Genomic DNA, 6,096 nt, shown 5'->3' on the forward strand with positions numbered 1-6,096 from the left:
GCGGTATGGGCGCTCTACGGCTCCGACTGGCTGCGCGTGGAGCAGGTGAAGGCCACCGGCACTCAGGTTCTGACACCCGGTGAAGTGCTCGCGGCAGCCGCGGTTCCGACCGGAGTTCCGATGATTTCCGTCGACACCGGTGCCGTGGAGGACCGGCTTCGCGAACAATTGCCCCGGATCGACACGATCGACGTGGTCCGGTCGTGGCCGCACGGAATCGGTCTGAAAGTGACGGAGCGAAAGCCGGTGCTCCTCATCGAAAAGGACGCGAAGTTCACCGAAGTGGACCGCCACGGTGTGCGGTTCGCCACTGTGACGAAAGCTCCCAAGGGGGTACCTCTCCTTGAGCTGGCGGCACAGCGCTCCCCGAGCCTGCGCCGTTTCGGCGAACAGCGGCTGGTGGACGAGGCGGTGCGCGTCACCGGCGGGCTTCCGGCGGCCCTGGCCCGTAACCTGACGGCGGTGAAGGTGACTTCGTTCGACTCGATCACACTGGAACTCGGTCGGGGTCGAACTGCCTTCTGGGGCAGCGGCGAGGACAACGCGGCAAAGTCGCGGGCTCTTCTCGCTCTCATGAAAGCAGCGCCCGAAGCGGGACACTTCGACGTAAGTGCCCCCACCGCCCCGGCGGCGAGCGGGAGTTGACGGTCATTCGACCTGGCCAGCCCCCTGGTTGGTCAGCGATATGGGTGATCACATAGGGTGAAAAGAAAAACGGGAGGTTCGGCGTGTTCGTTGAACGCGCACCACTTGTCGACTTAGTGTCCTGTTCGGAAGAGTCCAAGGAACAGACACACTGGTAACCCTAAACTTCAGCTTTAGGGTTCGGGTCGGTGTTCGGACCGTCCCAAAATCGGCATCAGTCGTCGCGGCGCTGCAACGCCGTGGCGGCACGTAAATCGAGGCGAGAGGCCTTCGACGTGGCAGCACCGCAGAACTACCTCGCAGTCATCAAGGTCATCGGTGTCGGCGGCGGTGGTGTCAATGCCATCAACCGGATGATCGAGGTCGGTCTCAAGGGCGTCGAGTTCATCGCGATCAACACCGACGCGCAAGCGCTGTTGATGAGCGACGCCGACGTCAAGCTGGACGTCGGCCGTGAACTCACCCGAGGCCTTGGCGCCGGCGCCAACCCGGACGTCGGCCGGAAGGCGGCAGAGGACCACCGCGAAGAGATCGAAGAGGTCCTCAAGGGGGCCGACATGGTCTTCGTGACGGCCGGCGAAGGCGGTGGCACCGGAACCGGTGGCGCCCCCGTCGTCGCCAACATCGCCCGTTCGCTGGGCGCCCTGACGATCGGTGTGGTCACCCGCCCGTTCACCTTCGAGGGCCGGCGACGTGCGAACCAGGCGGAGGACGGCATCGCCCAGCTCCGCGAAGAGGTCGACACCCTCATCGTCATTCCCAACGACCGGCTGCTGTCGATCTCCGACCGTCAGGTCAGCGTGCTCGACGCCTTCAAGTCGGCGGACCAGGTCCTGCTGTCCGGTGTCCAGGGCATCACCGACCTGATCACCACCCCGGGACTGATCAACCTCGACTTCGCCGACGTCAAGTCGGTCATGTCCGAGGCCGGTTCGGCGCTCATGGGCATCGGCTCGGCGCGCGGCGACGACCGTGCGGTGGCGGCGGCGGAAATGGCGATCTCCTCGCCGCTTCTCGAAGCCTCCATCGACGGCGCCCGCGGCGTACTGCTCTCCATCTCCGGCGGTTCCGACCTCGGTCTCTTCGAGATCAACGAGGCGGCCCAGCTGGTCAGCGAGGCGGCCCACCCGGAGGCCAACATCATCTTCGGCGCCGTCATCGACGACGCCCTGGGCGACGAGGTACGGGTCACCGTCATCGCCGCCGGATTCGACGGCGGACAGCCGCCGGCCCGGCGCGAGAACGTACTGGGCGCCGGAGCGGGCAAGCGCGAGGAGCCCGTCCAGGCCTCGCGCCCGGCCCCGGAGCCCTCGCGCGGGTCCGGCATCGGCTCCGTACCGATCCGCGAGGAGGCCCCGGCCCCGGTCGAGCAGCCCGCACCGGTCAACGAGGCCCCGGCCCCGCCGACTTCGCCGCACGTCCCGCCGGCCCGCCCGTCGTACGCGGACAGCGCGGCCGAGGAGCTGGACGTACCGGACTTCCTGAAGTGACCGGACGAAGCTAAGTGATACAGCGGTACGACGACGAGAGCGGCGCGCACTTCGCCTTCACCGACAGGTGGGGCGGGGTGAGCGCCGTTCCGTACGAGCAGCTCAATCTCGGCGGAGCGGTCGGCGACGACCCCGACGCCGTACGGGACAACCGCCGGCTGGCCGCCGAGTCCATGGGGCTCGACCCGGCACAGGTGGTCTGGATGAACCAGGTGCACGGGCGGGACGTCGCGGTGGTCGAAGGCCCCTGGGCACCCGGCGCCGAAATCCCCTCGGTCGACGCGGTCGTGACCGCCCGTCGAGGGCTCGCCCTCGCGGTGCTCACCGCCGACTGCACCCCCGTGCTCCTGGCCGACCCGGTCGCCGGAGTCGTCGCGGCGGCCCACGCGGGCCGGCCGGGGATGCTGGCCGGAGTGGTGCCCGCGGCGGTCGAGGCGATGGTCTCGCTCGGCGCGCAGCCCTCCCGTACCAAGGCCTGGACCGGTCCGGCCGTGTGCGGGCGCTGTTACGAGGTGCCCGAGCAGATGCGCGCCGACGCGGCCGCGATCGAGCCGGCCGCCTGGGCCGAGACCAGTTGGGGCACTCCGGCGGTCGACGTCACGGCCGGAGTGCACGCCCAGCTCGCGGCGCTCGGCGTGCGTGCGCGGTCGCAGTCGCCGGTGTGCACGCGCGAGTCGGGCGACCACTTCTCCTACCGGCGGGACCGCACCACGGGTCGGCTCGCCGGATATGTCTGGTTGGACGGGTAGGACATGACGGACCGTACGGAAAGTGCGGAGGCCTCCGGGCCCCCGGCACGCAAGGACCAGCTCGCCTCGAACCTGGCGCAGGTGGAGGAACGTATCTCTTCCGCTTGTGCAGCTGTCGGGCGCGCGCGTGAAGACGTGACCCTGATCGTGGTCACCAAGACCTACCCGGCGAGCGACGTACGGCTGCTCGCCGAGCTGGGGGTGCGTCATGTCGCGGAGAACCGCGACCAGGACGCGGCCCCCAAGGCCGCCGAGTGCGCTGACCTGCCGCTGACCTGGCACTTCGTCGGACAGCTGCAGACCAACAAGGTCCGCTCGGTGGTCGGTTACGCGGACGAGGTGCAGTCCGTGGACCGGCTCAAGCTGGTCGGCTCGCTGTCCGCGGCGGCCGTACGGGCCGGGCGCGAGGTCGGGTGCCTGCTTCAGGTGGCCCTGGATGCCGAAGTGGGCACACGGGGCGAAAGGGGCGGCGTTTCGCCCGACGGGGTCGAGGAGCTGGCAGCCGCGGTGGCCGCCGCCGAGGGACTCAGGCTGGACGGCCTGATGACCGTCGCCCCCCTGTCCGGGGAGTACGCGGGCCGCCAACGGGCCGCTTTCGGGGCGCTGATGGAAATCTCGTCCCGCCTGCGCGCGGCACATCCGGCTGCCACCATGGTGTCCGCGGGAATGAGTGCGGATCTGGACGAGGCGGTGGCTGCCGGTGCGACACATGTGCGCGTCGGCACTGCGGTACTCGGCGTCCGCCCTCACCTCGGGTAACGTCGCGAAGCAGTCGGACCACAGCAGAAAATATGGTCATCCCCACTATTGGGGGGCAGGCCCAGTGGATCGCGGGCACTTGGTGACGAGGCCGATCCACCACAGAGCGGAGGACTCAGGAAATGGCCGGCGCTATGCGCAAGATGGCGGTCTACCTCGGCCTCGTGGAGGACGATGGGTACGACGGCCGGGGCTTCGACCCCGACGACGACTTCGAACCCGAGCCGGAGCCGGAGCGCGACCACCGTCGGCACCAGCCCCCGCACCAGGCCGAACGGGAGCGGGACGAACCGGTACGAGTGGTACAACCCCCGGCCCCTCGCGAGCCCGTTCAGCTTCCGGTGGAAAGCGGACGACCCGCACGAATCGCCCCCGTGGCGTCCATCACACCTGAACGCCCCAACCTGGAGAAGAACGCACCGGTGATCATGCCCAAGGTCGTGTCCGAGCGGGAGCCGTACCGCATCACCACGCTGCACCCCCGGACCTACAACGAGGCCCGTACCATCGGGGAACACTTCCGCGAGGGCACTCCGGTGATCATGAATCTCACGGAGATGGACGACACGGACGCGAAGCGACTTGTCGACTTTGCCGCGGGACTCGTCTTCGGTCTGCATGGCAGCATTGAGCGAGTGACGCAGAAGGTGTTCCTGTTGTCGCCTGCTAACGTCGATGTCACGGCGGAGGACAAGGCCCGTATCGCAGAGGGCGGTTTCTTCAACCAGAGCTGACAGAGCCGAGAGCAACACAACCGGAAACAACCGGCCTTGAGGCCGGACTGAGGCGAGAGCCAGGGGAGAGGGACGCACGGGAATGGGCATCGCACTGGACGTGATCTACATCGCGCTGATGTGCTTCCTCGTCGTGCTGATCTTCCGGCTCGTCATGGACTACGTGTTTCAGTTCGCGCGCTCATGGCAACCCGGCAAGGCGATGGTGGTCGTTCTTGAGGCCACTTACACTGTCACCGATCCACCGCTCAAGCTTCTGCGGCGGTTCATTCCGCCGCTGCGTCTCGGGGGCGTGGCACTCGACCTGTCCTTCTTCGTTCTGATGATCATCGTCTACATCCTGATCAGTGTTGTGAACAGCATTGGGCGCGGGATGTGAGCGATACGGTCTTGCCGACTGCCGACGACTACGTAGAGGTGAAGAAGAGATGCCGCTGACCCCCGAGGACGTGCGGAACAAGCAGTTCACGACCGTCCGCCTCCGAGAAGGCTACGACGAGGACGAGGTTGATGCCTTCCTCGACGAGGTCGAGTCCGAGCTGACCCGTCTGCTCCGCGAGAACGAGGACCTGCGGGCCAAGCTCGCCGCAGCGACCCGTGCGGCCGCGCAGAACCAGCAGCAGCAGGGCATGCGCAAGCCCGAACCGCAGGACAACCGGCCCGGTGGCCCGGGTGCGCCCGTCCCCGCGGCCATATCCGGACCGCCGCAGCAGCAACAGCAGCAGCAGCCGCCGCAGATGGGTCAGCCCCAGCAGCAGGGCGGCCCGCTCCAGCTCCCGGCAGGTCCCGGCGGTCACGGCCCCGGCCCGCAGCAGGGCCAGCACGGTCCCGGTCCGATGGGCCAGGGTCCGATGCAGGGCCAGCACGGTCCCGGTCCGATGGGCCAGAACCCCATGCAGCAGCAGGGCGGCCCGATGGGCCAGCAGCAGGGCATGGGCCAGGGCCCGATGGGCGGCCCCATGGGCCAGCCCCCGATGCAGCAGCAGCCGCCGCAGCAGCAGATGCCGCAGCCGGGTGGAGACAGCGCCGCGCGCGTGCTCTCGCTGGCGCAGCAGACCGCTGACCAGGCGATCGCGGAGGCCCGTTCCGAGGCCAACAAGATCGTCGGCGAGGCCCGTTCGCGTGCCGAGGGCCTGGAGCGGGACGCCCGTGCCAAGGCCGACGCACTGGAGCGGGACGCGCAGGAGAAGCACCGCGTCGCGATGGGCTCGCTGGAGTCCGCCCGCGCCACGCTGGAGCGCAAGGTCGAGGACCTGCGCGGCTTCGAGCGCGAGTACCGCACGCGGCTGAAGTCCTACCTGGAGTCGCAGCTGCGTCAGCTGGAGACCCAGGCCGACGACTCGCTGGCTCCGCCGCGGACCCCGGCGACGGCTTCGCTGCCGCCGGCCCCGCAGATGAGCAACTCGATGGCTCCGGCCGGTGCGGGTTCGATGGGTCACTCCATGGGCGGCAACCCGTCGATGGGCGCGCCCTCTCCGATGGGCGGCGGTCAGTCGAACGGCGCTCCGTCGTACGGCGGTCAGCAGCAGATGACGCCGGCGATGACCCAGCCGATGGCACCGGTACGGCCGCAGGGCCCGCAGCCGATGCAGCAGGCGCCTTCGCCGATGCGCGGGTTCCTGATCGACGAGGACGACAACTGAGGCGGTCGGTGCGCGTGATGAGCGCGTAGCCGTCGGCAGGCTGAGGGGCGGGCCCCGGGACTTCGGTCCTGGGGCC

7 protein-coding genes are annotated in these 6,096 nt (G+C 68.9%); all 7 read left to right on the forward strand.

What is annotated here, in order from left to right; all coding sequences use genetic code 11:
• Nucleotides 1-645 (forward strand): cell division protein FtsQ/DivIB (locus ACWGIG_RS36085; protein ID WP_453325937.1); only part of this gene is annotated, 645 nt, incomplete at its 5' end.
• Nucleotides 646-920: 275 nt separating this feature from the next.
• Nucleotides 921-2,135 (forward strand): cell division protein FtsZ, encoded by a 1,215-nt coding sequence (gene ftsZ / locus ACWGIG_RS36090; RefSeq protein WP_453325938.1) that lies wholly within the window; start codon nt 921-923, stop codon nt 2,133-2,135.
• Nucleotides 2,136-2,149: 14 nt separating this feature from the next.
• Nucleotides 2,150-2,884, forward strand: coding sequence for a peptidoglycan editing factor PgeF (gene pgeF / locus ACWGIG_RS36095; RefSeq protein ID WP_453325939.1), 735 nt, complete (start codon nt 2,150-2,152; stop codon nt 2,882-2,884).
• A gap of 3 nt (nt 2,885-2,887) precedes the next feature.
• Nucleotides 2,888-3,643: a YggS family pyridoxal phosphate-dependent enzyme gene (locus ACWGIG_RS36100; RefSeq protein WP_453325940.1), complete on the forward strand. Its 756-nt coding sequence runs from the start codon at nt 2,888-2,890 to the stop codon at nt 3,641-3,643.
• Between the two features lie 122 nt (nt 3,644-3,765).
• A complete protein-coding gene (locus tag ACWGIG_RS36105; protein WP_453325941.1) occupies nt 3,766-4,377 on the forward strand; it encodes a cell division protein SepF in 612 nt (203 codons plus the stop codon).
• An 82-nt stretch (nt 4,378-4,459) separates the two neighbouring features.
• Nucleotides 4,460-4,756 (forward strand): YggT family protein, encoded by a 297-nt coding sequence (locus tag ACWGIG_RS36110; protein ID WP_453325942.1) that lies wholly within the window; start codon nt 4,460-4,462, stop codon nt 4,754-4,756.
• A gap of 49 nt (nt 4,757-4,805) precedes the next feature.
• Nucleotides 4,806-6,020: a DivIVA domain-containing protein gene (locus tag ACWGIG_RS36115; protein ID WP_453325943.1), complete on the forward strand. Its 1,215-nt coding sequence runs from the start codon at nt 4,806-4,808 to the stop codon at nt 6,018-6,020.
• Nucleotides 6,021-6,096: the final 76 nt, after the last annotated feature.

Source organism: Streptomyces sp. NPDC054863 (assembly GCF_053610825.1).

Bases quoted from the DNA above. Each gene is read 5' to 3' on its own strand.
- ACWGIG_RS36100 (WP_453325940.1), top strand. From the start codon at position 2,888: ATGACGGACCGTACGGAAAGTGCGGAGGCCTCCGGGCCCCCGGCACGC.
- ACWGIG_RS36110 (WP_453325942.1), top strand. From the start codon at position 4,460: ATGGGCATCGCACTGGACGTGATCTACATCGCGCTGATGTGCTTCCTC.
- ACWGIG_RS36105 (WP_453325941.1), top strand. From the start codon at position 3,766: ATGGCCGGCGCTATGCGCAAGATGGCGGTCTACCTCGGCCTCGTGGAG.
- ACWGIG_RS36115 (WP_453325943.1), top strand. From the start codon at position 4,806: ATGCCGCTGACCCCCGAGGACGTGCGGAACAAGCAGTTCACGACCGTC.